This is a genomic window from Nocardioides sp. T5 (assembly GCF_048161455.1).
Taxonomy (GTDB): domain Bacteria; phylum Actinomycetota; class Actinomycetes; order Propionibacteriales; family Nocardioidaceae; genus Nocardioides.
In genome coordinates this window covers 1426568-1449024 of sequence record NZ_CP182415.1, presented here as the reverse complement: position 1 = coordinate 1449024, position 22457 = coordinate 1426568, and the positions used below count along the sequence as shown (strand labels likewise).

At 71.8% G+C, this 22457-nt stretch carries 26 protein-coding genes and 1 pseudogene; 13 read left to right on the top strand and 14 right to left on the bottom strand.

Features of this window, described 5'->3' with window-relative positions; all coding sequences use genetic code 11:
• Nucleotides 1-9: 9 nt before the first annotated feature.
• A complete protein-coding gene (locus ACNKF0_RS07070) occupies nucleotides 10-1182 on the bottom strand; it encodes an NAD(P)-dependent malic enzyme (RefSeq protein ID WP_299927864.1) in 1173 nt (390 codons plus the stop codon).
• Between the two features lie 20 nt (nucleotides 1183-1202).
• A complete protein-coding gene (locus tag ACNKF0_RS07065) occupies nucleotides 1203-1496 on the bottom strand; it encodes a S24/S26 family peptidase (protein WP_416956963.1) in 294 nt (97 codons plus the stop codon).
• A 137-nt stretch (nucleotides 1497-1633) separates the two neighbouring features.
• On the opposite strand from ACNKF0_RS07065, the gene sodN reads away from it, so the two are divergent.
• The 4 genes from sodN (at nucleotide 1634) to ACNKF0_RS07045 (ending at nucleotide 4123) form a co-directional block, all read left to right on the top strand.
• Nucleotides 1634-2035, top strand: a complete 402-nt coding sequence (gene sodN, locus ACNKF0_RS07060) for a superoxide dismutase, Ni (protein ID WP_299927870.1) — start codon at nucleotides 1634-1636, stop codon at nucleotides 2033-2035.
• Between the two features lie 109 nt (nucleotides 2036-2144).
• Nucleotides 2145-2801 carry a GNAT family N-acetyltransferase gene (locus ACNKF0_RS07055; RefSeq protein ID WP_416956960.1) on the top strand — a complete coding sequence of 219 codons (657 nt, stop codon included), beginning with the start codon at nucleotides 2145-2147 and terminating at the stop codon, nucleotides 2799-2801.
• A 55-nt stretch (nucleotides 2802-2856) separates the two neighbouring features.
• On the top strand, nucleotides 2857-3273 hold the full coding sequence (locus ACNKF0_RS07050) for an anti-sigma factor (RefSeq protein WP_416956958.1): 417 nt from the start codon (nucleotides 2857-2859) through the stop codon (nucleotides 3271-3273).
• Nucleotide 3274: 1 nt separating this feature from the next.
• Entirely contained in the window at nucleotides 3275-4123 is an 849-nt protein-coding gene (locus ACNKF0_RS07045) for an RNA polymerase sigma factor SigF (RefSeq protein ID WP_416956956.1), read from the top strand.
• A 17-nt stretch (nucleotides 4124-4140) separates the two neighbouring features.
• Here ACNKF0_RS07045 and ACNKF0_RS07040 read toward each other — a convergent pair whose 3' ends face one another.
• Nucleotides 4141-4515: a hypothetical protein gene (locus tag ACNKF0_RS07040; RefSeq protein ID WP_416956954.1), complete on the bottom strand. Its 375-nt coding sequence runs from the start codon at nucleotides 4513-4515 to the stop codon at nucleotides 4141-4143.
• 200 nt (nucleotides 4516-4715) lie between these two features.
• On the opposite strand from ACNKF0_RS07040, the gene ACNKF0_RS07035 reads away from it, so the two are divergent.
• Nucleotides 4716-4967 (top strand): WhiB family transcriptional regulator, encoded by a 252-nt coding sequence (locus ACNKF0_RS07035; protein WP_056601527.1) that lies wholly within the window; start codon nucleotides 4716-4718, stop codon nucleotides 4965-4967.
• 2 nt (nucleotides 4968-4969) lie between these two features.
• Here ACNKF0_RS07035 and ACNKF0_RS07030 read toward each other — a convergent pair whose 3' ends face one another.
• Entirely contained in the window at nucleotides 4970-6439 is a 1470-nt protein-coding gene (locus ACNKF0_RS07030; protein WP_416956952.1) for a sensor histidine kinase, read from the bottom strand.
• 69 nt (nucleotides 6440-6508) lie between these two features.
• Here ACNKF0_RS07030 and ACNKF0_RS07025 point away from each other — a divergent pair, with 69 nt between their 5' ends.
• From ACNKF0_RS07025 to ACNKF0_RS07015, 3 genes are read left to right on the top strand one after another with little or no spacing between them, the layout of a single operon-like run.
• Nucleotides 6509-7363 carry a DUF2785 domain-containing protein gene (locus ACNKF0_RS07025; protein ID WP_416956950.1) on the top strand — a complete coding sequence of 285 codons (855 nt, stop codon included), beginning with the start codon at nucleotides 6509-6511 and terminating at the stop codon, nucleotides 7361-7363.
• Nucleotides 7364-7372: 9 nt separating this feature from the next.
• Nucleotides 7373-9043 carry an acetolactate synthase gene (locus ACNKF0_RS07020; protein ID WP_416956948.1) on the top strand — a complete coding sequence of 557 codons (1671 nt, stop codon included), beginning with the start codon at nucleotides 7373-7375 and terminating at the stop codon, nucleotides 9041-9043.
• Nucleotides 9044-9052: 9 nt separating this feature from the next.
• A complete protein-coding gene (locus ACNKF0_RS07015) occupies nucleotides 9053-9532 on the top strand; it encodes a GNAT family N-acetyltransferase (RefSeq protein ID WP_416956946.1) in 480 nt (159 codons plus the stop codon).
• Nucleotide 9533: 1 nt separating this feature from the next.
• On the opposite strand, the gene ACNKF0_RS07010 is transcribed toward ACNKF0_RS07015, so the two are convergent.
• Together ACNKF0_RS07010 and ACNKF0_RS07005 are read right to left on the bottom strand one after the other, a co-directional pair.
• Nucleotides 9534-10967: a hypothetical protein gene (locus ACNKF0_RS07010; protein ID WP_416956944.1), complete on the bottom strand. Its 1434-nt coding sequence runs from the start codon at nucleotides 10965-10967 to the stop codon at nucleotides 9534-9536.
• On the bottom strand, nucleotides 10964-11488 hold the full coding sequence (locus ACNKF0_RS07005; RefSeq protein WP_299927910.1) for a SigE family RNA polymerase sigma factor: 525 nt from the start codon (nucleotides 11486-11488) through the stop codon (nucleotides 10964-10966). Before ACNKF0_RS07005 ends, ACNKF0_RS07010 begins: the two co-directional genes overlap by 4 nt.
• An 88-nt stretch (nucleotides 11489-11576) precedes the next feature.
• On the opposite strand from ACNKF0_RS07005, the gene ACNKF0_RS07000 reads away from it, so the two are divergent.
• A complete protein-coding gene (locus ACNKF0_RS07000) occupies nucleotides 11577-11954 on the top strand; it encodes a thioesterase family protein (RefSeq protein WP_299927913.1) in 378 nt (125 codons plus the stop codon).
• Between the two features lie 92 nt (nucleotides 11955-12046).
• On the opposite strand, the gene ACNKF0_RS06995 is transcribed toward ACNKF0_RS07000, so the two are convergent.
• Entirely contained in the window at nucleotides 12047-12796 is a 750-nt protein-coding gene (locus ACNKF0_RS06995) for a hypothetical protein (RefSeq protein ID WP_416956941.1), read from the bottom strand.
• A 215-nt stretch (nucleotides 12797-13011) separates the two neighbouring features.
• On the opposite strand from ACNKF0_RS06995, the pseudogene ACNKF0_RS06990 reads away from it, so the two are divergent.
• Nucleotides 13012-14291, top strand: a pseudogene (locus tag ACNKF0_RS06990) (integrase core domain-containing protein).
• A 91-nt stretch (nucleotides 14292-14382) separates the two neighbouring features.
• Complete coding sequence (locus tag ACNKF0_RS06985; protein ID WP_416956939.1) at nucleotides 14383-15837, top strand: hypothetical protein; 1455 nt, start codon at nucleotides 14383-14385, stop codon at nucleotides 15835-15837.
• A gap of 29 nt (nucleotides 15838-15866) precedes the next feature.
• On the opposite strand, the gene ACNKF0_RS06980 is transcribed toward ACNKF0_RS06985, so the two are convergent.
• From ACNKF0_RS06980 to ACNKF0_RS06950, 7 genes are all read right to left on the bottom strand, one after another.
• Nucleotides 15867-16427: a sugar O-acetyltransferase gene (locus ACNKF0_RS06980; protein ID WP_299927932.1), complete on the bottom strand. Its 561-nt coding sequence runs from the start codon at nucleotides 16425-16427 to the stop codon at nucleotides 15867-15869.
• Between the two features lie 81 nt (nucleotides 16428-16508).
• On the bottom strand, nucleotides 16509-16583 hold the full coding sequence (locus ACNKF0_RS06975) for a 50S ribosomal protein bL37 (RefSeq protein ID WP_369759046.1): 75 nt from the start codon (nucleotides 16581-16583) through the stop codon (nucleotides 16509-16511).
• 78 nt (nucleotides 16584-16661) lie between these two features.
• Nucleotides 16662-16946, bottom strand: coding sequence for a mycothiol system anti-sigma-R factor (gene rsrA, locus ACNKF0_RS06970; protein ID WP_299927935.1), 285 nt, complete (start codon nucleotides 16944-16946; stop codon nucleotides 16662-16664).
• The gene (locus ACNKF0_RS06965) at nucleotides 16943-17602 is read right to left on the bottom strand and encodes a sigma-70 family RNA polymerase sigma factor (RefSeq protein ID WP_299927938.1); all 660 of its coding nucleotides are present in this window, start codon (nucleotides 17600-17602) and stop codon (nucleotides 16943-16945) included. Before ACNKF0_RS06965 ends, rsrA begins: the two co-directional genes overlap by 4 nt.
• A gap of 63 nt (nucleotides 17603-17665) precedes the next feature.
• Nucleotides 17666-18328, bottom strand: a complete 663-nt coding sequence (locus ACNKF0_RS06960; RefSeq protein ID WP_416956936.1) for an alpha/beta family hydrolase — start codon at nucleotides 18326-18328, stop codon at nucleotides 17666-17668.
• Complete coding sequence (locus ACNKF0_RS06955) at nucleotides 18325-19080, bottom strand: SOS response-associated peptidase (RefSeq protein WP_416956934.1); 756 nt, start codon at nucleotides 19078-19080, stop codon at nucleotides 18325-18327. Before ACNKF0_RS06955 ends, ACNKF0_RS06960 begins: the two co-directional genes overlap by 4 nt.
• Nucleotides 19081-19115: 35 nt before the next feature.
• Entirely contained in the window at nucleotides 19116-19865 is a 750-nt protein-coding gene (locus tag ACNKF0_RS06950; RefSeq protein ID WP_416956932.1) for a hypothetical protein, read from the bottom strand.
• A gap of 220 nt (nucleotides 19866-20085) precedes the next feature.
• Between ACNKF0_RS06950 and ACNKF0_RS06945 the strand changes: the two genes are divergently transcribed.
• Complete coding sequence (locus ACNKF0_RS06945) at nucleotides 20086-21828, top strand: sigma-70 family RNA polymerase sigma factor (protein WP_416956930.1); 1743 nt, start codon at nucleotides 20086-20088, stop codon at nucleotides 21826-21828.
• Between the two features lie 84 nt (nucleotides 21829-21912).
• Entirely contained in the window at nucleotides 21913-22443 is a 531-nt protein-coding gene (locus tag ACNKF0_RS06940) for a DoxX family membrane protein (RefSeq protein ID WP_416956929.1), read from the top strand.
• Nucleotides 22444-22457: the final 14 nt, after the last annotated feature.

Here is a 22457-nt window from a genome sequence, read left to right as displayed (position 1 = left end):
GCGGGCCGGTCAGCGGCGGGCGACCCCGTCGCGCCGGGCGGCGTCCGCCACCGCGGAGCGCACGGCTCCCGGCACGCGCGGGTCGAAGGGCGACGGGATGACCAGGTCCTCGCTGAGGTCGTCGCCGACGAGCTCGGCGAGGGCGGTCGCAGCGGCGACCTTCATCCCCTCGGTGATGGCGGTGGCGTGGACGTCGAAGGCGCCGCGGAAGATGCCGGGGAACGCAAGGACGTTGTTGATCTGGTTCGGGAAGTCCGAGCGTCCGGTGGCGACGACCCGGGCGTACTTGTGCGCCAGGTCGGGGTGCACCTCGGGGGTCGGGTTGGCCAGTCCGAAGATGATCGCGTCGGCGGCCATCGAGGCCACGATCTCCTCGGGCACCTGTCCGCCCGAGACGCCGATGTAGACGTCGGCACCGGCCATCACGTCGGCCAGCGTGCCGCTGCGCCCGAAGTGGTCGGCCGTGTCGCGCGCGAGCGCGGCCTTCACGGGGGTCAGGTCGGACCGCGCCGAGTTGAGCACGCCCTGCCGGTCGAGGACCGCGATGTCCTTGATGCCGGCCTCGAGCAGGATGCGCGCCACCGCCACCCCGGCGGCACCGGCGCCCTGCACCACCACGCGGACGGTCGCGGCGTCGCGCCCGGTCAGGCGCAGCGCGTTGGTCAACGCGGCCAGCGCGACGACGGCCGTGCCGTGCTGGTCATCGTGGAAGACCGGGATGTCGAGGCGCTCCTTGAGCCGGGCCTCGATCTCGAAGCACCGTGGCGCCGAGATGTCCTCGAGGTTGATCCCCCCGAAGCTCGGCGCGAGGCGCACGACGGTCTCGATGATCTCCTCGACGTCGGTGGTGTCGAGGCAGATCGGCACGGCGTCGACCCCGCCGAACTGCTTGAACAGCACGGCCTTGCCCTCCATCACCGGCATCGCGGCGGCGGGGCCGATGTCGCCCAGGCCGAGCACGGCGGTGCCGTCGGTGATGACGGCGACCGTGTTGGGCACCCACGTGTAGTACTGGGTCAGCGACGGGTCGGCCGCGATCGCCTCGCACACCCGCGCGACACCGGGGGTGTAGGCGAGGGACAGCTCGTCGGGCCCGGTCAGCGCGGCCGTCGAGTGGATCTCCATCTTGCCGCCGACGTGCAGGTCGAAGACGGGGTCGCCGGCGTGCGGGTGCGAAGCCATGCCCGGGATACTGGCACAGGTCAGGGCCCCGGGAGCCTGCGTCCCATGCGTGGGGAAGGCCACACCCGCAGGCGTACGACGGCCAGCACGTCGGCCTCGGGCACGGGTCCGCGGTGGCGCGAGTCGACGCCCTCGCCGGGGTTGTCGCTCAGCAGCCACCAGCCGGCTGCGCCGGAGCGCGTACGACGTCGTTCGACCGCGCGCTTGACCGCCACCGTGCCGTCGGCGAACCGGGCGACGACGAGGTCGCCGGACCGGGGCGAGGCGCCGTACCGGACGAGGAGCAGGTCGCCCTCGCGCAGCGTCGGGAGCATCGAACGACCCCGGACGGCGGCCGTCCCGAACGGGGGTCCGGAGCGTCCACCCCGAGGGGCGGGACCCCGCTGCCGACGCCTCTCCACGCGGAGTAGTGTCGCAGGAGAGCAATTCCCCGACGTTCGAGAGGTTGCACATGCTTCGCACTTTCTTCGCCCCGACCATCGAGGTCTCGGCCCACTGCGACCTGCCCTGCGGTGTCTACGACCCCGCCCAGGCGCGCATCGAGGCCGAGTCGATCAAGGGCATCATCGCCAAGGTCGCCGACAACGACGACCCCGACTTCCGCACCCGCGCGATCCTCATCAAGGAGCAGCGCTCGGAGCTCGTCAAGCACCACCTCTGGGTGCTGTGGACCGACTACTTCAAGCCCCCGCACTTCGAGAAGTACCCCCAGCTGCACACGCTGGTCAACGAGGCCACCAAGCTGGCCGGTGCTTCCGGCACCAAGGGCGAGCTCGACGCCGGCAAGGCCGACGAGCTGCTTGCCAAGATCGACGAGATCGCGGAGATCTTCTGGGAGACGAAGAAGGCCTGAACGAAGTGAAGGCCTGAGCACACGCCGCACCGACCTCCGGGTCGGTGCGGCGTTCTGCATGTCCGCCCCCTCCCCGCTGGCTAGGCTCCGCCCAGCAGAGGGAGGGTCGATGATCGAGCAGGTCATGCTGCGTGACGGCACGGACGCGTTCGTCGTGCCGCTGGAGCACACCGACCGGGCCGCGCTGACGGCCGAGTTCGAGACGCTCTCCCCCGAGTCGCAGCGCCGCCGGTTCCTCGCCCCGATCAGGCACCTCAGCGACGCCATGCTGGACCACCTCGTCGACGACGTCGACGGCGTCGACCACATCGCCCTCGTGCTGTGCGCGGAGACGAGCCCTGACGTCTACGACCCCGTCGCACTGGCGCGGATGGTGCGCTACGCCGACGCCACCGACGCGGCCGACCTCGCCGTCACCGTCAAGGACGAGTGGCAGGGCCGTGGCGTCGCCACCACGCTGCTTGAGGTGCTCGTGCGCAGCCGTCCGGTGGGCGTGGACCGCATCGTCACCGAGGTCCTCCAGGACAACCCGGCGTCGCTGCAGATGCTCCGCCGGCTCGGTCCGGTGGAGCTGGAGGACGAGGGCAACGGGGTGTACGGCGTCGTGGTCGAGCTCGCGCCGCTGGCCTCGGTCGACGCTGCCGTGGGTACGCCGTCGCCGGTGCGGGTGGCACGGAGCGGGGGCAGACCGACCCCGCTGTTGCACGCGCCCCACCACCGGAACGAGCTCCGCACGCGCGACCAGGTGTGTCCGTGGTTCCACTGATCGTGACGGCTAGGGTGTGCGGAGCATCGGCCTCGAGGACGGGACATTGACGCAGATGGCAGACAACACGGGGGCATCTCGCGCCGACGTCGAGCTCCGGCTCCCCGCCGAGGGGGCCTTCGCGACGATCGTCCGGACCACGGCGGCGGGCCTCGCCGCCCGGCTCGACTTCACCATCGACGACATCGAGGACCTGCGCATCGCCATCGGCGAGGCGAGCGCGCTCGCCATCCCCGAGGCCGACCCCGGCACCGACCTCGTCGCGACCTTCTGGATCGGTCCCGGCTCGATGACCGTCGAGCTGCAGGTCGAGGCGATCGACGACCCCCCGCTCGACACCGAAAGCTTCGCCTGGCAGGTGCTCGACACGATGGCGCAGGACGCGTCGGCAGGAGCCGAGAGGGGACGCTTCCGCGTCCGCTTCACGGTGACGTCGGCGGTCGCTGCGGGAATGACAGGTGCCGAGCTCTGACATGAGCCGAGACACGGGGGACACGGGGGACGACACGGCAGCCGAGGCTGCCCGGGACCACGAGGTCGACGACGACGTCGCGACCAGCGGTCTCGACCACGTCCGCACGCGCAGCGCCGAGCTGTTCGGCGTGCTGCGCGACGACGAGGCGAGCAGCGCCGAGCGTGCGCTCGCGCGCGACGACCTGGTGCACCTGCACCTGTCGCTGGTGGAGCACTGTGCCCGCCGCTTCCGCAACCGCGGCGAGCCGTTCGAGGACCTCGTGCAGGTCGGCACCATCGGCCTGATCAAGGCCGTCGACCGCTTCGAGACCGACCGCGGCGTGGAGTTCTCGACCTACGCGACGCCGACGGTGATCGGCGAGATCAAGCGCCACTTCCGCGACAAGGGCTGGGCGATCCGGGTGCCGCGCCGCCTGCAGGAGCTGCGGATGCAGATCGGCGGCGCCACCGGCGAGCTGACCCAGAAGCTGGGCCGCTCCCCCACCCCACGCGAGCTGGCCGAGGTCATCGGCTGCACGGTGGAGGAGATCATGGAGGGCATCGAGTCCTCCCACGCCTACGCGACGCTGTCGCTCGACGCCTCGGACGACAGCGACGACGGGCCCCCGGCGATGCTCGCCACGCTCGGGGTCGAGGACGCCAACATCGAGCACGTCGAGGTCCGCGAGTCGATCAAGCCGCTGCTCGACGGCCTCGGCGAGCGCGAGAAGCGGATCCTGCTCCTGCGCTTCTTCAAGAACATGACGCAGTCCCAGATCGCCGAGGAGATCGGCGTCTCCCAGATGCACGTCTCCCGCCTGCTGACGCGCACGCTCGCCCAGCTGCGTACGTCGCTCGAGGCCGACTGACCCGACCGGTCGGCCGGCTACTCCTCGAGCCGGGCGTCCTGCTCCAGCACCTGCGTGGTCGCCGGGTGGAGCAGGCCCGCGATGACCACGAGCCCGCCGACCGCGAGCCCGACCGCCACGAGCGTGGTGGGGGCGTCGCGGAAGTTCCACGCCAGGCCGAGCTGGATCAGCTGGGCCATCACGACCGGGCCCCGGGCCCAGCGCCGCCCCTTCCACAGCGACCAGGCGCACCACGCCAGTCCGGCCGCAGCCACGAGGAAGAACACCGTGGTGGTGAGGCCCATCGTGAGCCGGATCGAGCGGAGGTTCGCCACCTCGAGGACGGCGAGCACGAGGAGCAGGAGGGCCTCAACAGCGACCAGCGCAGCCGCTACCGCGAGCGGGGGCGGCACGGTAAGGTCTCGGCCACGGGGATCCACCGGAGGCGTAACGGTCACCGGGCAACAGTAGTTGTGACGGACACGACCAGCAGCGGGGGTTGTGTGAACGTTCAAATGTTGTCAGTCTGGTCGCTGCGCTGTCAGGCGCCCGGGCCCGGCTGAACGTCCGCAAACAGCAACCGACGTGATGTGAAAGAGGGATCCCCCACCCCATGGATTGGCGCAGCCGCTCTGCATGCCTCGACGAGGACCCCGAGCTGTTCTTCCCCATCGGCAACACCGGTCCCGCGATCCTCCAGATCGAGGAGGCCAAGCAGGTGTGCCGCCGCTGCGAGGTGCGCGAGCAGTGCCTCGCGTGGGCCCTCGAGGCCGGCCAGGACCACGGTGTGTGGGGTGGCCTCAGCGAGGACGAGCGGCGCGCGCTCAAGCGCCGCAACGCCCGGGCCCGCATCCGCACGGCCTGACCTCAGTCGACCGGCACGTCCGCCTGCACCCGCGTGCCCCGGCTGCCCGGACCGATCTCGAGCACGCCGCCGAGCTCCGACTCCACGAGCGTGCGGACGATCGACAGCCCCAGCTGGGTCGAGGAGTCGAGGTCGAAGTCGTCCGGGAGCCCCCGGCCGTCGTCCTCGACCACGACGTGCAGGCGGCCGACGATGCGGCGCGCGGTGACGACCACCCGGCCCGAGGTCTCGGCGGGGACGCCGGCGTAGCCGTGCTCGACGGCGTTCTGCAGCAGCTCGGTCAGCACCATCGCGAGCGGCGTGGCCGCCTCCGAGGGCAGCTTGCCGAAGGAACCCTCGCGGACGACCCGCACCGGCACCTCGACGCCGCTGACGTCGACGACCATCGATCCCAGCCGGTCGGCGATCTCGTCGAAGTCCACCGTCTCCTCCACCGCGTGGCTGAGCGTCTCGTGCACGATCGCGATCGACCCGACGCGGCGTACGGCCTCCTCGAGCGCCGCCTTGGCGTCCTCGGCGCGCGTCCGACGCGCCTGCAGCCGCAGCAGGGCAGCCACGGTCTGCAGGTTGTTCTTCACCCGGTGGTGGATCTCGCGGATCGTGACGTCCTTGGTCACCAGCTCGCGGTCGCGGCTGCGCAGCTCGGTGACGTCGCGCACCAGGAGCAGCGCGCCGCTGCGCTCGCCCTGCGGCCGGAGCGGGATGCTGCGCACGATGAGGGTGACCTCGTCGGTGCCCACCTCGGTCGCGCGGCCGTCACGCCCGCCCAGCACGGCGCTCAGGGTCTCCTCGTCGGGGCGCCACCGAGCCGGCACGAGCTCCCGGGTGAGGTCGGTGAGGACGAGGCCGGCCAGGTCTCCCTGCAGGCCGAGCCGCCGGTAGGCCGACAGGCCGTTGGGGCTGGCGTACACGACCCGACCAGCAGGATCGAGCCGGACGAAGCCGTCGCCGACGCGCGGTGAGTCGGCGTGGTCGCTGCGCTGACCGCTGAGCGGGAAGTAGCCCCCCGCGATCATCTGCGTGAGGTCGGCCGCGGTCTGGAGGTAGCTGAGCTCGAGACGGCTCGGCGTGCGCACGCCGAGCAGGTTCGTGTTGCGGGCGATCGTCGCGATCACCCGTCTGGCCCGCCGCACGGGGATCACCTCCACCCGCACCGGTACGTCGTCGCGCCACTCCGGGTCGCCCTCGCGCACCAGCCGTCCGGTCGTGTAGGCCTCGTCGAGCATCCGGCGGCGCCCGGTCGGGATGAAGGTCCCCAGGACGTCGTCGACCAGCGCCGTCGGGCCGGTCGTGGGGCGCATCTGCCCACCGGCCCAGTAGCCCCTGCCCTCGCGGTCGGGCAGCCAGAGCACGAGGTCCGCGAAGGACAGGTCGGCGAGGATCTGCCAGTCCGCCATCAGCAGCTGGAGCCAGGCGACGTCGTCCTCGACGAGGTCGGTGTGGGCTCGCACGAGCTCGTGGAGGGACGGCACCCGGTCAGCCTAGGGCCCGTGGCGGACCGGGCTGGGGCTGTGTCCGGGTCGGCTGGCAGGATGGGCGGCATGTCACTCGGGTACTGGGACCAGGTGCAGAGAGCCGGGTTCGAGGTCCCCTCGGACCGCCCGCTCGACGACCTCACCGCCGAGCTCACCACGATGCTCGGCTCGACCGAGCCCGAGGTGCGCGACGGCACTGCGTTCCCGGCCTTCGCCACCTGGATCGAGCGCGGCGTCTACGACGACCTGCTCTCCGGCCTCGGCGACGGGATGGCCGCAGGCCTGTCGGTGGGCATCGGCGAGGTCGGCACCGACACGGTCTTCCGGCGCAGCTTCAGCGCGCTGATCCTGGCGGTCTGCCTCGAGCGGGACAACGCCCAGCACCTGGTGCCGGGACGGAAGGTCATGGAGTGGGGCGACCGGCTGGCGACCTGGTTCCTCGGCGAGCGCGACACCCGGGGGTGGGTGCCCGGCAAGGGGTGGGCCCACGCGGTCGCCCACGGCGCGGACGCGATCGGCGCCCTCGGCGAGTCACCTCACCTGGCCGGGCCGGAGCACGCCCTGCTGCTCGACGTCCTCGCCGAGCGCCTCCTCACCCAGCCGGCCGACGAGCCACTCGTGGCGGGCGAGCCAGACCGGATCGCGGTCGCGGTCATGCAGATCCTGCGCCGCAACACCCTGGGCACCGACGAGCTCGAGCCGTGGGTGCACCGCATCGGCGCCGCCGGCAACCCGTTCGCCGCGCCGGTCGACCACGACCCCTACGCGCCGGCCGCCGCCGCACAGGCGTTCCTCCGCGCGCTGTTCGTGCAGCTCTCCCTCGCCCCCGAGCCCCCGAGCGTCCGGCCCGACCTGCTCCTCGTCGTGATCGAGGCGCTCCGGATGACGAACGTTCCCTACCTGCGAGTAGCCACCGACTAACCTCGGGGCATGAGCGAGATCACAGGTCACAGCGGCGAGCTGGCCGTCCACGTCGCCCGCGCCCACGGCGTCGAGACCATGTTCACCCTGTCGGGTGCCCACGTCTTCCCCATGTACGACGGCGCGGTGAAGACGCAGCAGGACGGGCAGGGTCCGCCGGTGCGGCTGCTCGACGTACGCCACGAGCAGACCGCGGCGTTCGCCGCCGAGGCGACCGGCAAGCTCACCCGGGTCCCCGGCCTGGCCGTCCTCACCGCGGGACCGGGCGTCACCAACGGCATCAGCGCGATCGCGCAGGCCCAGTTCGCGGGCTCGCCGATGGTCGTCGTCGGCGGCCGCGCTCCGCAGAACCGCTGGGGCACGGGCTCGCTGCAGGAGCTCGACCAGCCGCCGATCATCGCACCGGTCGCGAAGTCCGCCAGGACCCTCATGACGGCCGGCGAGGTGGCGGCCGGCATGGACGAGGCCTTCACCCTGGCCCGCTCGAGCCACCGGGGTCCGGTCTTCGTCGACGTGCCGATGGACGAGTTCTTCAACTCGGCCTCGGGCGCCGTCGGCTCCGGCGAGGGCACCCGCATCGAGCCCGACGGCGACGCGATCCAGGCGATCGCCGGTCTCCTCGCCCGCGCCCAGCGGCCCGTGCTGATCCTCGGCACGGACGTGTGGGCCGACCACGCCGAGGCGGCTGCACTGCGCTTCGTCGAGGACCTCGGCATCCCCACCCTGACGAACGGCATGGGTCGCGGTCTCATCCCGGGCGGGCACCGCTCGCTGGTCACCAGGGCCCGCGGCGCCGCCCTGTCCGGCGCCGACCTGGTGGTCGTCGTCGGCACCCCGCTCGACTTCCGCCTGGGCTACGGCGCCTTCGGCGGTCCCGACAAGAACCCGACGGGCGAGTTCGCCCGCGTCGTCCACATCGCCGACTCCCCCGGCCAGGTCTCCGGCCACGCCGAGCTCGCCGCGTCGGTCGCCGGCGACCTCACCACCGTCCTCGACGGCCTGCAGGCGGCCGTCGAGCGGGGCGACAAGCCGGACTGGAGCGCATGGTCCGACCAGCTCGCCGACCAGGTGAAGGTGGCCGCCGAGCGCGACGCCCAGCTCCTCACCGCCGAGGCAGACCCGATCCACCCCGCCCGGATCTACGGCGAGCTGGTCCCCCGGCTCGAGGACGACTCGGTCGTCATCGGCGACGGTGGTGACTTCGTCTCCTTCGCCGGCAAGTACGTCGAGCCGAAGCGCCCCGGTGGCTGGCTCGACCCCGGCCCCTACGGCTGCCTCGGCGCCGGGCTCGGCGCGGCGATCGCGGCCCGCATCGCCCGTCCCTCGGCGCAGGTGACGCTCCTGCTCGGCGACGGCGCGGCCGGCTTCTCGCTGATGGACGTCGACACGCTGGTGCGCCACGACCTGCCCGTCGTCATGGTGATGGGCAACAACTCCGCCTGGGGCCTGGAGAAGGGCCCGATGCAGATGCTCTACGGCTACGACGTCGCCGCCGACCTCGCCCAGCGCACGCCGTACGACGACGTGGTGAAGGCGCTCGGCGGTGCCGGCGAGACCGTCACCGACCCGAAACAGATCGGTCCGGCCCTCGACCGGGCCTACGCCGCTGGGGTGCCGTACCTCGTCAACGTGATCACCGACGTGGAGGCGGCCTACCCGCGCAACACGTTCGGCATCTAGGCGAGCGCCGTGGAGCTGCGCCGGATCCGCCCCGACGAGCACGAGGCCGCCGGCGACGTGTGCGTGGCGGCGTACGACCCGCTGCTCACCGGTGCCGAGGACGACTACCGCGAGCGGCTGCACGACGTCGCGACGCGCGACGCCCAGGCCGAGGTGTGGGTCGCCGTGGTCGAGGAGCGCGTCGTCGGCGTCGTCACCTACTGCCCGCCCGGCTCGCCGTGGCGCGAGATCGGTCGCCAGGACGAGGGCGAGTTCCGGATGCTCGCGGTCGACCCGGCGGCCCAGGGCACCGGCGCCGGGACCGCCCTGGCCCGCCTGTGCGAGGAGCGTGCGCGCGAGGACGGCGCAGCCGGGATGGCGTTGTCGTCGCTCGCGACGATGGCGACCGCGCACCGGGTCTACGCCCGGCTCGGCTACTCCCGCGAGCCCGCGCGCGACTGGTCCCCGGTGCCGGGGGTCGACCTGCTGGCGTTCAGCAAGGTCTTCTGAGTCAGCAGGCGTGACCGGTGGCCGGGTCCTCGACGTCGTCGAAGCAGATGGTGCCCCACGGCAGTGCGGCCATCTCCGTGTCGCCCACCCGCACCCAGTGCCACGTCTCCCACGAGCCGTCGTCACCAGCCACGGCGGTGACCACCACGCCCGCACCGGTGAGCCAGGAGCGGTAGGCGCGCCCGTCGTCGGTCGTCCCGGTGCCGAGGGCGATGTCGCCCACCGGCCGCAGACGGACGAGCCCCGCCTGGTCGTCGGTCTGCACGACGACCTCCATGGCTGCGGGATCCGACGCCGAGGTGGCGACCACCGATGCAGCGTCGTAGCCGACCAGGTAGCCCGGGCTCACCACGTGGACCTGCGGGTCGGGCACGTTGAGCGCGTAGACGGACCCGTCGGCCCCGGGCCCGTCGACCACCAGCGTCCCCAGACCATCGCCGTCGTCCTCCACCCGTGCGCGGTAGCCGAGTCCACCGTCGTCCAGTGCGACCTGCTCCCCGAGACCGATGGTGTTCGTCGACTCGTCCGTCACGTAGGGAAGGTCGTCCGCGCTGTCGGCGTCGCACGGCTTCGTCGCTTCCGGCACGTGCACCAGGCAGCCCTGCTCCCCCGCCCGCAGGACACCCTGGTCGTCGAGCGTCCACTCGTAGGTGTCCATCACGTAGGTCTCGGGCACGAGCATGGTCATGCTGCCGGCGGAACGGGCGAACGCGTTCACCGACCGGGTCGACACGAGGGTCGCTCCCTCGACCCGGAACGTCTGGACGTGCACCCGGTCGTAATGCTCCGTCTCGGATCCGGGCACCACGACGTGGCCGCTCGCGAGCAGCTCCGGGTCCTCGGGCACGGCGCGGACCAGCAGCCCGTCGCGCAGGTCGAGGACGACCGGCTCGAAGGGCGCGCCCGGCCCGCCGTCGACATCGGTGGTGTAGAGCACCAGCTCCTGGTCGCCGTCGCTGTCCGCGTCGATCGGGTCGAGCGCAGCCACGCCGATGGTCGTCCCGAGCTCGACGAGGCCGAAAGCCTCCTCCCCCGTGCTGCTGAGCGTCGTCTGCACTCGGGTGCGGCCGTCGTGCTCCTCGGCCGGCTCGGCGAGGAACTCGACCTTCTCCTTCGTGCCGTCGCCGTCGAGGTCGAGACGAGCGGGCTCCGAGAGGTCGTCGGGCTCCCAGTCGCGGCCGACGTCCTGGGGAAGCTCGAGGCGCGGCTCGTCCGGCCTCGGAGCGACGTCGTCCGAGCGCGGGTCCCGCGCCAGGCCCTGGAGCACGACGCCCAGCACCAGCAGCACCGCCGCCGCGGTCGCCAGCAGCACCCACGGCGACCGCCAGCGCGGACGCAACGGCGTCGCCGTGGCCAGTGGAGCGAGGTGCTCCGGCTGCACCAGCTCGGCGCGCGCGGACAGCGCGGCGCGCAGGCGGTCCTCCATCTCGCTCATCGCTCCTCCTTCCCCGAGCCCGCAGCCGACGTCATGACCTTCTCCAGCGCGACCAGCGCACGGCTGGCCGTCGACTTGACCGTGCCCTGGCTGATCGAGAGTGTCTGCGCGATCTCGGCCTCGGACAGGTTCGACCAGTAGCGCAGCACCAGGACCTCCCGCTGCCGGGGGGCGAGCTGCTGCAGCGCCACGATGACCTCCCGGTGCTCCTCCGCCAGCACCGCGCTGTCCTCGGGCGAGGGCGGCGACAGGTCGTGAGGCGGTGAGTACGCCCGGGCCGTACGACGCCGGCGCAGCGCCGAGCGCGCCGTGTTCACCACCGACACCCGCAGGTAGGCCAGGGCCTTGGACGGGTCCTTCACCGCGTCCGGGCGACGAGCCAGCGCAGCGAACGCGTCCTGCACCACGTCCTCCGCCGACGCGAAGTCGTCGACCAGCAGCACCGCGAGCCGCACCAGTGACAACCGGTGGGCAGCGTAGAGCTCGGTGATGTCCACCGACGGCTCCATCTCGATCCCCACCCCCGTGGCCCTCCCGCTCATGTCTGGTAGACGTGTGTCAGTCCCTCAGGTTGCCCCACCGACCCCCCGAATCCCGGAAGGCCTGCCCATGCCGCAGCTCGAGCCCGCCACGCTGACGTACGCCGTCACCGACGACGACACCGCCGCAGCCGTCGGCAGCGGGTCGCTCCCCGTCCTCGGCACGCCGCGCCTCCTCGCCTGGCTCGAGGCCGCCACCTGCGCCTGCCTCGAGCCCGTGCTGCCAGACGGGTCGACCAGCGTCGGCACGCGGATGCAGGTCGAGCACCTCGCAGCGAGCCCGGTCGGCGCCGAGGTCGAGGTGAGCGCGTCGAGCGCGTACGAGGACGGCCGCCTGCACCGCTTCACGGTCAGCGCGCGCGACACCACGAGCGGCAAGGTGCTCGCGGCCGGCGAGATCACCCGGGTCGTGGTGGACGCCGAGCGGTTCCTGTCCCGGCTGACCTGAGGCACCCGCAGCCCCGAGACAGCCGCGGAGGGTCAGGGGTACTTGCTCGGCGGGCCGTAGCCCAGACCGCCGCCTCACGCTAGCGCCAGGAGTCAGCGAGTCACGTCGTCCTCTCGACCCTGCGCGTGTGACAGCAGGCCGAAGTCGAGAAGCACGGCGACCGCGACACCGTTCGCGTCGAACCCCACCCATGCCGGGTGCAGCTCCTTGCCACACAAGAACGCCGCCGCCAACGTCCGCCCATCGGTCTCCATCGAAACGATCGACTCTTCAAGCGCCCGATTGAAGATTCCCTGCATGTACAGGTCGTCCTCGAAGAGCGGCTGGAGGACGGCCGCGTCGGTGATCTCGTAGAACGCTCCGAGCGAGGAGTCGGAGTCGAGCTGGAACTGGCCATCGTCAGCCAGCGGCTGCCACGCGACCACATCGGCGACCGCGCCGACGGTGGCGGCCACCGGTAACGCCTCGGCGGCGCCGTTCTCGACGCGGGTGCGCGTGATGACGATGACCGCCGTCGGGTAGTCATTCGCACCCATGCCGATTGCGGGGGCTGCAGGCGCGTCCTCCGGAAACCAGGGGTCCGCGATGGCGAGTGCTCCCCATTTCATAGGCAGCGTGGGCCCGGCCTTCGAAGTCAGCGTCACGGTCTCCCCCTGGTAGCGGCGGTTCGTCGGGAAGACGTACCTGGCCCCGAGCTCCACGAGGTCTTGCGGCTCCACGATGATGCCGCCGCGCACGTCCGGCTGTTCGAGGCTCTCCTTCAGCCGCTCCATCACCACGGCCCGCTCAGCACGCGGCAAGGCAAGGACCTCTTCGACGACCTCGTAGATCTTCCGGCGCACCCGTCGAACGCTAGCGGCGAGTGAAGGTGCTTACTCAGATATGCGTCTATCCGCAGGTTGTGAAGAGTGCCCAACTTCGAGACTCCTCCACACCTTGGTCTGTCATGTCTCAAGACATCGGTGACAGTTCTGCATCAGGACATCGGTGACACTTTTGGTGGTCTTGGTGGTGACACTTCTGCCCTCAGGCTGCGGCGGTGGCAGTCCATGAACCCATTGATCCCCGTGTCCGTCTTGCGATCTCCCAGTGGCCCGATGACGCGCCGCGCGGGGCTGTCTCGACCTTCTGCGCCGAGCATGAGATCTCCCGAAAGTCTTTCTATGAGCTGCGCAAGCGCGCGAGGCACGATGGGCCGGCAGCCGTGCTCGAGCCCCGGACCCGTCGCCCTACGACGCGCCCGAGGAAGCTGACCGAGGAGGTCAAGAAGCAGGCCATCGAAGTGCGCGCCGCGCTCGAGGCCTCCGGGCTGGACCACGGGCCGATCAGTGTGCACGACAAGATGCGCACGATGGGGCTGCCCGTCGTGCCCTCGACGGCGTCGCTGTCCCGGATCTTCCGCGAGGCAGGCGTCGCTCGCCTTGAGCCGAAGAAGAGGCCCCGCTCGGCCTGGCGCCGGTTCGTGTACCCGGCACCGAACGCCTGTTGGCAGCTCGACGCGACCGAGTACGTGCTGACCGGTGGGCGCAGGTGTGTGATTTTCCAGCTCATCGACGACCACTCCCGCTACGCGGTTGGCTCCCACGTCGCGTGGGGCGAGACCTCCGACGCAGCGAAGGCGGTCTTCGACAAGGCCGTCGCGGCACGCGGCGTTCCGCAACGACTGTTGTCGGACAACGGGGCCGCACTCAACCCCTCCAGGCGCGGAGTGCTGGGGCAGTTCGTCGTCCACGTCATGGCGTTGGGCGTGGAGCCGATCACCGGCAAGCCGTACAAACCGACCACCCAGGGCAAGAACGAACGCTTCCACCAAACGCTGTTTCGCTACCTCGACAAGCAGCCGCTCGCCGACACGCTGGCCGAGCTGCAGACCCAGGTCGACGCGTTCGACCGCATCTACAACACCGAACGTCCCCACCAAGGACTTCCGGGCCGGATCACGCCCCGCGCGGCGTGGGACGCCACCCCAGTGGCCGAGGCGCCTCGCCCCACTCGTGAGCTGTTCCTGCGCCGCGCCGTCGAAAGTCCCCGACCCGCGCCGGCACCGGTGCCAACAGACCTTCCCGACGACACCCAGATCAAGACCCTGAGCGGCGTCGGCACCTTCTTCCTCGACAAGGTCCACTACAAGGTCGACGGACGACGCGCCTTCGAGCAGGTCCTGGTCATCACCGACGACGACAAGATCACCGTCACCGACCCCCAGGGCGAGATCCTCATCGAGCACACCCGACCAGCACCCGGCATCGGCTATGTCGGCAACGGCCGGCGCCGCGGACCCAAGACCACCGAAGTGTCACCGATGTCTTGAGACATGAACTGGCACCGATGTCTTGATACAGAACTGTCACCGATGTCTTGAGACATGACACCTCCACACCTTGGTCCATCCATTGGCGCATCGAACATGTGTTCGATAGAATGAATCATGACCATCTCCCTCCCGCACCAGGCGCCGCAGGCGGCCGATGAGGCATCGGCGAGGGAGCTGCTGGAGCTGGCTGCCGGGGCGCTCCGGTCGCGCCGCCTGGCGGAGGTGGAGGAGATCCGGCTCGCCGTCCAGTGGGCCGTGACCCAGGGACATCCGCGCGATGATCGCGATCCCATGGTGACGCCCGGCGGTGACGGCACTCCCCCGGTCCGCGACCACGCCATCCCGGAGCTGGCCATGGCGCGCGAGACGCACCCGGCGACGACGCGGGCGCTGATCGCCGACGGCCTCGACCTCGTGCACAGGCTGCCTCGGACGTGGGCGGTGGTCGAGGCGGGCGACTGCGAGCCGTGGGTGGCGCGCAAGGTGGCCGTCATCTCTCGCGCCCTGCTGTCCGAGCAGGTTGGCCGCGTGGACCGCGCCGTGGCGAAGGCGATCGGCGGCCACGCCCCGTCGACGGTCCTCGAGATCGCCCGGGCCAAGGTCATCGAGGCCGACCCCGAGACCCACCGCGCCGAGCGCGAACGGTCACGCCACGAGCGCTACGTCCGCCTCTCCCGCACCGACGAGTTCGGCTACCGCCACATCATCGCCCGCGTCACCGCCGGCGACGCCGCCTGGATCGACGCCATGGTCGACCGCGTCGCCGACATCCTCGCCGAGACGATGGGTCACGACCACAACCACGACGAGCTCCGCTCCCTCGCGATGGGCTGGCTCGCGCGACCCGTCGACCTCCTCAAGCTGCTCCTCGAGCACACCAACGACGATGCGGGCACGGACTCCGGTGAGCCCGGGGAGCCCGGTGAGTCCGGTGAGCCCGAGCAGCCAGCGTGGGCACCCGACCACATGGCCGACACCGTGGACCGGCTCTGTTCACTCCCCGCCCGCAAGCTGGCCAGGCTCCGCGGCCGCGGACGCCTCTTCGTCCACGTCACCGACGACGCCCTCCACACCGGGCGGGGAGTCGCCCGGGTCGAAGGCGTCGGCCCCATCGACGTACGACAGCTCCACGAGGTCCTCGGCGACGCCGACGTCACCCTCACCCCGGTCCTGGACCTCGCGCAGCGTCGTCGCGTCGACGCGTACGAGCACCCCGAGGTGGCCAAGGACCACGTCTGGGTCCAGACGGGCGGCGACTGCTTCCCCTGGACCCCGCGCACCGCCAACCGCGACGGCGTCGACTTCGACCACGCCGTCCCCTACGACGACACCGGCCCACCCGGCCAGACCGGCCCCCACAACTCCGGCCCCCTACGCCGACGCCACCACCGCACCAAGACCTACGGCGGGTTCACCACCCGCGTCGTCGGTCCCGGCCGCCACCTCTGGCGCACGCCCTACGGTCAGGCGTTCCTCGTCGACCACACCGGCACGAGGCGGGTGCCAGATCACCAAGCATCGGCGATGGCCGAGGCCATCGAGGACGGCGTCGAGCTCTACTTCATTTAGGTCGACCCCGGGCCGGACCGGGGTCAGGGTCAGAGCTCGCGGAGCACCCGGGCCGGCGAGCCGACGGCGACGACCCCGGCCGGCAGGTCGCGGGTGACGACCGACCCGGCGCCCACGACCGTGTCCGCCCCGATGGTGACGCCCGGGCAGACGATGACGCCGCCGCCGAGCCAGACGTTGTCGCCGATCGTGATGGGCTCGGCCGCCTCCCACTTGTCGCGCCGCGGCTGCGGCTCGAGCGGGTGGGTGGCGGTCAGGAGCTGGACGTTCGGGCCGATCTGCACGTCGTCGCCGATCGTGATCGCGGCGACGTCGAGGAAGGTCACGCCCCAGTTGACGAAGGTGCGCGCGCCGATCGTGGTCTGGTAGCCGTAGTCGCAGTGCAGCGGCGGCCGGACCTCGCTGTGCTCGCCGAGTCCGCCGAGGAGCTCCTCGAGCAGGGCGCGGCGTCCGGCGGCGTCGTTGGGGTCCATCGTGTTGATCCGGTGGGCCAGGCCCTGGGCACGCTGCGACTCCTCAGCCAGGACCGGGTCGTCGGCGATGTAGGGCTCGCCCGCCAGCATCCGCTCGCGCATGGTCTTCTCGCTCATCGGCTCAACGTACAAGCCCCCGGACATGCAAAAGTCCCCGCCGCGGCGGGGACTTCTACGAGATGACGGCGCGGGTGCGCGTCAGGCGTTGGGGCGCTTCCCGTGGTTCGCGCCCTTCTTCTTGCGAGCGCGGCGCTTGCGTCCGGTCTTGCCCATGGTGGTCCTCCTGGAATCGGTGCTCGGAGCAGTGTCTCAAATCCGCCCGGAGGCGGCCAATCGGGTCGAGCTCGACGCTCAGGCGTTGCCCTCGGTGATCTGGACCCGCACCTCGCGCAGCTGCAGGCGCACGCGGTCGCGCAGCGACTCCGGGGCGGACTCCGAGCAGGAGCGGGCGACGAGCTGCTTGACGGCCTTCTGCAGGTCGTGGCGCTCGAGGCAGGGCCCGCACTCGCGCAGGTGCATCTCGACGACGGCGCAGTCGGCCTGGTCGAGCTCGTTGTCGATGAAGTAGACGATGCGCTCGATGTAGTCGACGCAGTCGTCGTTGCCGCTCTCCATGTCGTGCTCGTGGCTGCTCACGACTCGCTCCCCTCTCCCTGGCCGGGCACGGTGGACGCCGGAAGCAGGTCGTTGGTCCGCACGTAGTCCGCCAGCATGTCGCGCAGCTGCCGCCGACCGCGGTGCAGCCGCGACATCACGGTGCCGATCGGGGTGTCCATGATCTCGGCGATCTCCTTGTAGGGGAACCCCTCGACGTCGGCGAGGTAGACCGCCAGGCGGAACTCCTCGGGCAGGCGCTGCAGCGCGTCCTTCACCTCGGAGTCGGGCAGGTGCTCGAGCGCCTCCATCTCCGCCGACCGGAGGCCGGTCGAGGAGTGCGACTCCGCCCGGGCGAGCTGCCAGTCCTCGACGTCCTCCGACATCGACTGCTGCGGCTGCCGCTGCTTCTTGCGGTAGGAGTTGATGTAGGTGTTGGTGAGGATGCGGTAGAGCCAGGCCTTGAGGTTGGTGCCGGGCTTGAACTGGTGGAAGGCGCTGTAGGCCTTGGCGAACGTCTCCTGCACGAGGTCCTCGGCATCGGCCGGGTTGCGGGTCATCCGCATCGCCGCGCCGTAGAGCTGGTCGAGGTAGGGCAGTGCGTCACGCTCGAAGCGCGCGGAGCGCTGGTCGGAGGTCTCGTCCTCGACGGCGACCTCTGCAGGTGGGGACATCTCGTCCCGGAGCGATTCAGTCATCGCCTCCCACAGTACCGCCGTGGGTCGATCGAGGGTCAGTGCAGTCACACTGACCTGAACACCTCACCCCCGTCGGGGATTCCCGACGACCTCACGCACCAGCCACTCGAGGGTCGACTCGACCACGATCCCCATCGCCTCGTCCTGGGTCACCTCGCCCCGGACGGGCACCTTGAGCGCGTGGTCGCCACCCGGGATCACCACCAGGTCGAGCCCGTCGAGGTCGCCGGGGAACTCCTCGGGCCGACCCATCGGGTCGCGCTCCCCCTGCACCACGAGTGTCGGCAGGCCGACGGCCTCCAGCTCGCCCAGCCGGGTCGGCTCGGTCCTCCCGGGCGCGTGGAGCGGGAAGGACAGGGCCAGGCAGCCCGAGGCGCCGAGCGCGCGCGCCGTGCGGGCCGCCGAGCGCGCGCCGGCCGACCGACCACCCACGACGAGGGGCGTACGCACGCGCATCACGTCGGCGGCACACCTGAGCGCCGTGTCGAGGGTCGGCGGGGCGGTCGCGATCTTGCGGCCCGCCACCCGCCACGGCTGCTCGAACAGGACGACCGAGACGCCCTGGGCGGGCAGCGCGTCGGCCAGGGCCCACAGGTCGCGGGCGTCCACGCCACCACCGGCACCGTGGCTGAGCAGCAGGGTCGCGATCGGGCTCGTCGCGCGCCGTGTGTGCAGGCGGCCCTCGCCGTGGGGTGTGTCCACCGAGCGGACGGACGCCTTCTTCACTCGACCTCCTCCAGGGGCAGCGGCTCCACGAGCTCGGGTCCGTTGTTGCGTACGTTGCTCACCAGCCTCGGCACGGGATAGGCCTCGAGCCGGCCGGGAACGGCGGGCACGAGGAGGGAGGTGTCACCGGGCGTCGTCGGGTCGAGCCACTCGTGCCAGCGCTCGCGCTCGACCATCAGCGGCATCCGGTCGTGGATGTGGCCGAGGGAGTCCTCGGCCTCGGTCGTGAGCACCGTGCAGGTCCAGCGGAAGCGGTCGGGGTCGTCATCGGCCTTCGTCGGGTCACGCCAGATCTCGTAGAGCCCGGCCATCGCGAGCACCCCGCCGTCCTTGGGGCGGATGAAGAACGGCTGCTTGACCGGCTTGCCCTTCGCGTCGGTGCGCGCGGTGGGGTACCACTCGAAGTAGCCGTCGGCGGGCAGGATCGCCCGCCGGGCGGCGAAGGCCTTGCGGTAGGCCGGCTTCTCCGCGACGGTCTCCATCCGGGCGTTGATCATCCGGTTGCCGATCGACGGATCCTTGGCCCACGACGGGACCAGCCCCCACGTGAGGACGCGGAGCTGGCGCTGGGCCGGCTCCGTCCTGTCCTGGCCGGACTCCCGCGACGGCGGTCGCTCGACGACGGCGTAGACCTCCTTGGTCGGCGCGACGTTGTAGTCGGCTGCCAGGGGCGCGGCGATCCGGGTCTCGACGACCTCGAACTCCTCCACGAGGTCGTCCGAGCTCCGGGACGAGGCGTAGCGGCCGCACATACCGCCACCCTAGGGGAGTCGGCCGACAGCGTCGCTCAGCCGCGGGCCAGCTCGTCGAGCAGCATGCCGGCGACCGCGTCGGTGCCCGGGAGCCCCTCGATCCACACATGCACCGGAGCGTCCGGCTCCGCGCCGTCGAGGAGCGTGCGCAGCACCCGGACCCGCCGCCCGAGGTGGCCGTCGCGCCGGGTCAGGATCGCGACGCGGTGGAGCCCGAGCCGGGCCACCGTCTCGTCCCGGGCGAACGCCGTGCGCGCGAGCTCGCCCGAGCGCGCCAGGCGCATGGCCCGGGTGAAGTGGTCGTCGGGCTCGTCGGACGGTTCGTCGCCGGACGGCATCTCGAACACGACCAGTGCGAAGCCCCCGATGCCGGCGTCGGTCCCACCGCCGAGCCGGTAGAGCTCGGAGAGCCGACTGCGCAGGTGCGCCTGGCTGGACAGCCCGGTGAGGGGGTCCTCGCAGGAGAGCTGGTTGAGGTAGCCCAGCGTCGTCTCGCTCCACGCGGTGAGCAGCGCGGTGACGACGTCGTACGACGGATCGGCGCCGGTGAGGCAGCGCCAGGTGTCGCGCAGCCCGGCGAGCGTCTCCTCCACCGATGCCCCGTCGCGGGCCAGCTCCTGACCCGCGACGGCGCAGACACCGATGACGTCCGATCCTGAGGTGAGCGCTTCGCCGACAGCCTCGAACCGGTGCGGCAACCCCGACCGCTCGACGGTGGGCTCCGGCTCGCTCACCCCAGGATCGGCGACCGTGAGGCGACGCCCACGCACAGCGAAGATCCTCACGGCACACCCCCTCCCGGGTTCCCTCAGTCATGCCCCAGCCATGCCTTGGGGCATGCTCTGGTGATGTGACGGGGCTCATGGCCGCCCATGACGCGGACCCGGGCGACAATCCCGTTTCTTCACTTTCCCGGCCGCTCGGCCCCCGGCCGGGGATACAGTCGGAAGGCCCGGCGACCGCCGGGTGGTGTCCCCGGAAGCGTCCAACCATGAGCGTGCAGTCATGAGCGTGGCCATCAGCGTCGAGGCGCCCAGCGACGCTGAGCTGATCTCTGCCGTCCGCGGTGGCGACGTCGACGCCTACGGCCTCCTCTTCGAGCGCCACGTCGACGCGGCCCGCCGGCTCGCCCGCCAGCTCGTCCCCGCGGGCGACGCCGAGGACCTCGTGTCCGAGGCCTTCGTGAAGGTGCTCGGTGTGCTGCAGCGCGGCGGCGGGCCCGACCTCGCCTTCCGTGCCTACCTGCTGACCGCCGTACGCCGGCTCCAGGTCGACCGGTTCCGGGCCGGGTCCCGGCTGCACACCACCGACGACATGGAGGCCTTCGACCCGGGCGTGCCGTTCCGCGACACGGCCGTCGAGGGATTCGAGAGCGCTGCGGCCGCCCGTGCCTTCGCCAGCCTCCCCGAGCGCTGGCAGCTCGTCCTGTGGCACACCGAGGTGGAGGGCGACAAGCCCGCCGACATCGCGCCGATGCTCGGGATGAGCGCCAACTCGGTCTCCGCGCTCGCCTACCGCGCCCGCGAGGGACTGCGCCAGGCGTTCCTCACCCAGCACGCGGCGGAGCTCGACGAGGACGCCTGTCGGTGGACCCACGGGCAGCTCGGCGCCTACGTCCGCGGCGCCTCGTCGCGCCGCGACGCCACCAAGGTGGAGGAGCACCTCGACGAGTGCCGCCCGTGCATGGCGATCTACCTCGAGCTGACCGAGGTCAACTCCAACCTCGGCGGCCTGCTCGCCCCGTTGCTCCTGGGCGGCGCCGCGACCGCCTACCTCGGCACGACCGTGCTCTCAGCCGCGGCCCCGGTGGGCGTCGGGGCGCTCCTCGGACGCGTCCGCGACCTCGTGACGGGCAACGCCGGCGTCGCCGCCGTCGCCGGCGTCGCAGTGAGCACCGTTGTCGTCGCCGGTGGGATCGTCCTGGGCATGCGTGGCTCCGACGCACCCACACCGGCACCGACGCGTGCTGCGACGTCGGAGGGCGCCGTCCGCTCCGGCGGCGCCTCCGCCACGACCGGAGACCGGTCGCCGGGGAGCCCGCGACTGCGCTCCACCCCGCCCGCCCTCGTCCTGCCGCCCGGCGACGTGGACGTCACCCCGGGCTCCGTTCCCGGCTCGGACACGCCCCCGGGGTCCGATCCCGCCCAGGACACCGACCCGACGCAGGACACCGTCGACCCCACCCAGGCACCGACGTCGAGCCAGACCCCGAGCCAGGGTCCGACGTCCGACCCGACCAGCAACCCCACCAGCAACCCCACCAGCAACCCCACCAACGACCCCACGTCCGACCCGACCAACAACCCCACCTCGAACCCGACGTCCAACCCGACTCAGGACCCGACCCAGGACCCCACCCAGGACCCGACGCAGGACCCGACGCAGGACCCCACGCAGGACCCGACGCAGGACCCCACCCAGCCGACCCCCGAGCCGCCGGTCGCCGACGCCTCGGTCAGCGGGAGCGTGGGCGGGGCCCGGCCGACGTACGCCGTCGTGGTGCGGGTCGCCGGTCTCGGCGGGGCGACCGGGCAGCTGCGGATCGAGGCCGCCGGGGCGGAGGTGGTGCGCACCGCCGACGGCCGGTGCACCGCGACCAAGACCGTGGCGCTGTGCCAGGTCTCCGGCGACACCTCCGTCGCCGTCGAGGTGGTGGCGCCCCGGGGCGGCAGCGTGACCGCCACCCTGGCACCGTCCGGGAGCGACCCCGACGCCGGCAACAACACGTGGCGCGCGACCCTCGGCTGATCCGGCCGCCGAGCCCGGTCACCCACCCGTCTGGCACCCCTGGGGACGGAGCGCCGTCCCCGCACATCGTGTAGACAAGGGCGCATGACGATCACCCGGTTGCTCGCGCGTCCCATGCTGGCCACGATCTTCGTCGCCGGCGGCATCAACGCCCTCCGCAACACCGAGGGCCACGCCGCCAGGGCGAAGAAGGTGACCGACAAGGTGGTCCCGGCCGCCCAGAAGGCGGCGCCCCAGGTGCCGATCCCGACCGACCCGGCCACCCTGGTCCGGATCAACGCCGGCGCCCAGATCCTCGCCGCCGCCGCGCTGGCCACCGGTCGTGCGCCACGGCTCAGCGCGAGCGTGCTGGCGGCCTCCCTCGTGCCGACCACGCTCGCCGGGCACGCCTTCTGGAACGAGACCGACCCGCAGGCCAAGAACGCGCAGCGCCTGCAGTTCTACAAGAACACCTCCGTCCTCGGCGGCCTCCTCCTCGCCGCGGTCGACACCGAGGGCAAGCCCGGACTGGCCTGGCGGGCCCGTCGCGCCGCCGCCGACGTGCGCCGCGAGACCAGGCACGTCGCCAAGCAGGCGCGCCGCGAGGCCAAACTGGCCAAGGCCCAGCTGACCTGACCTCGATAGGGTGC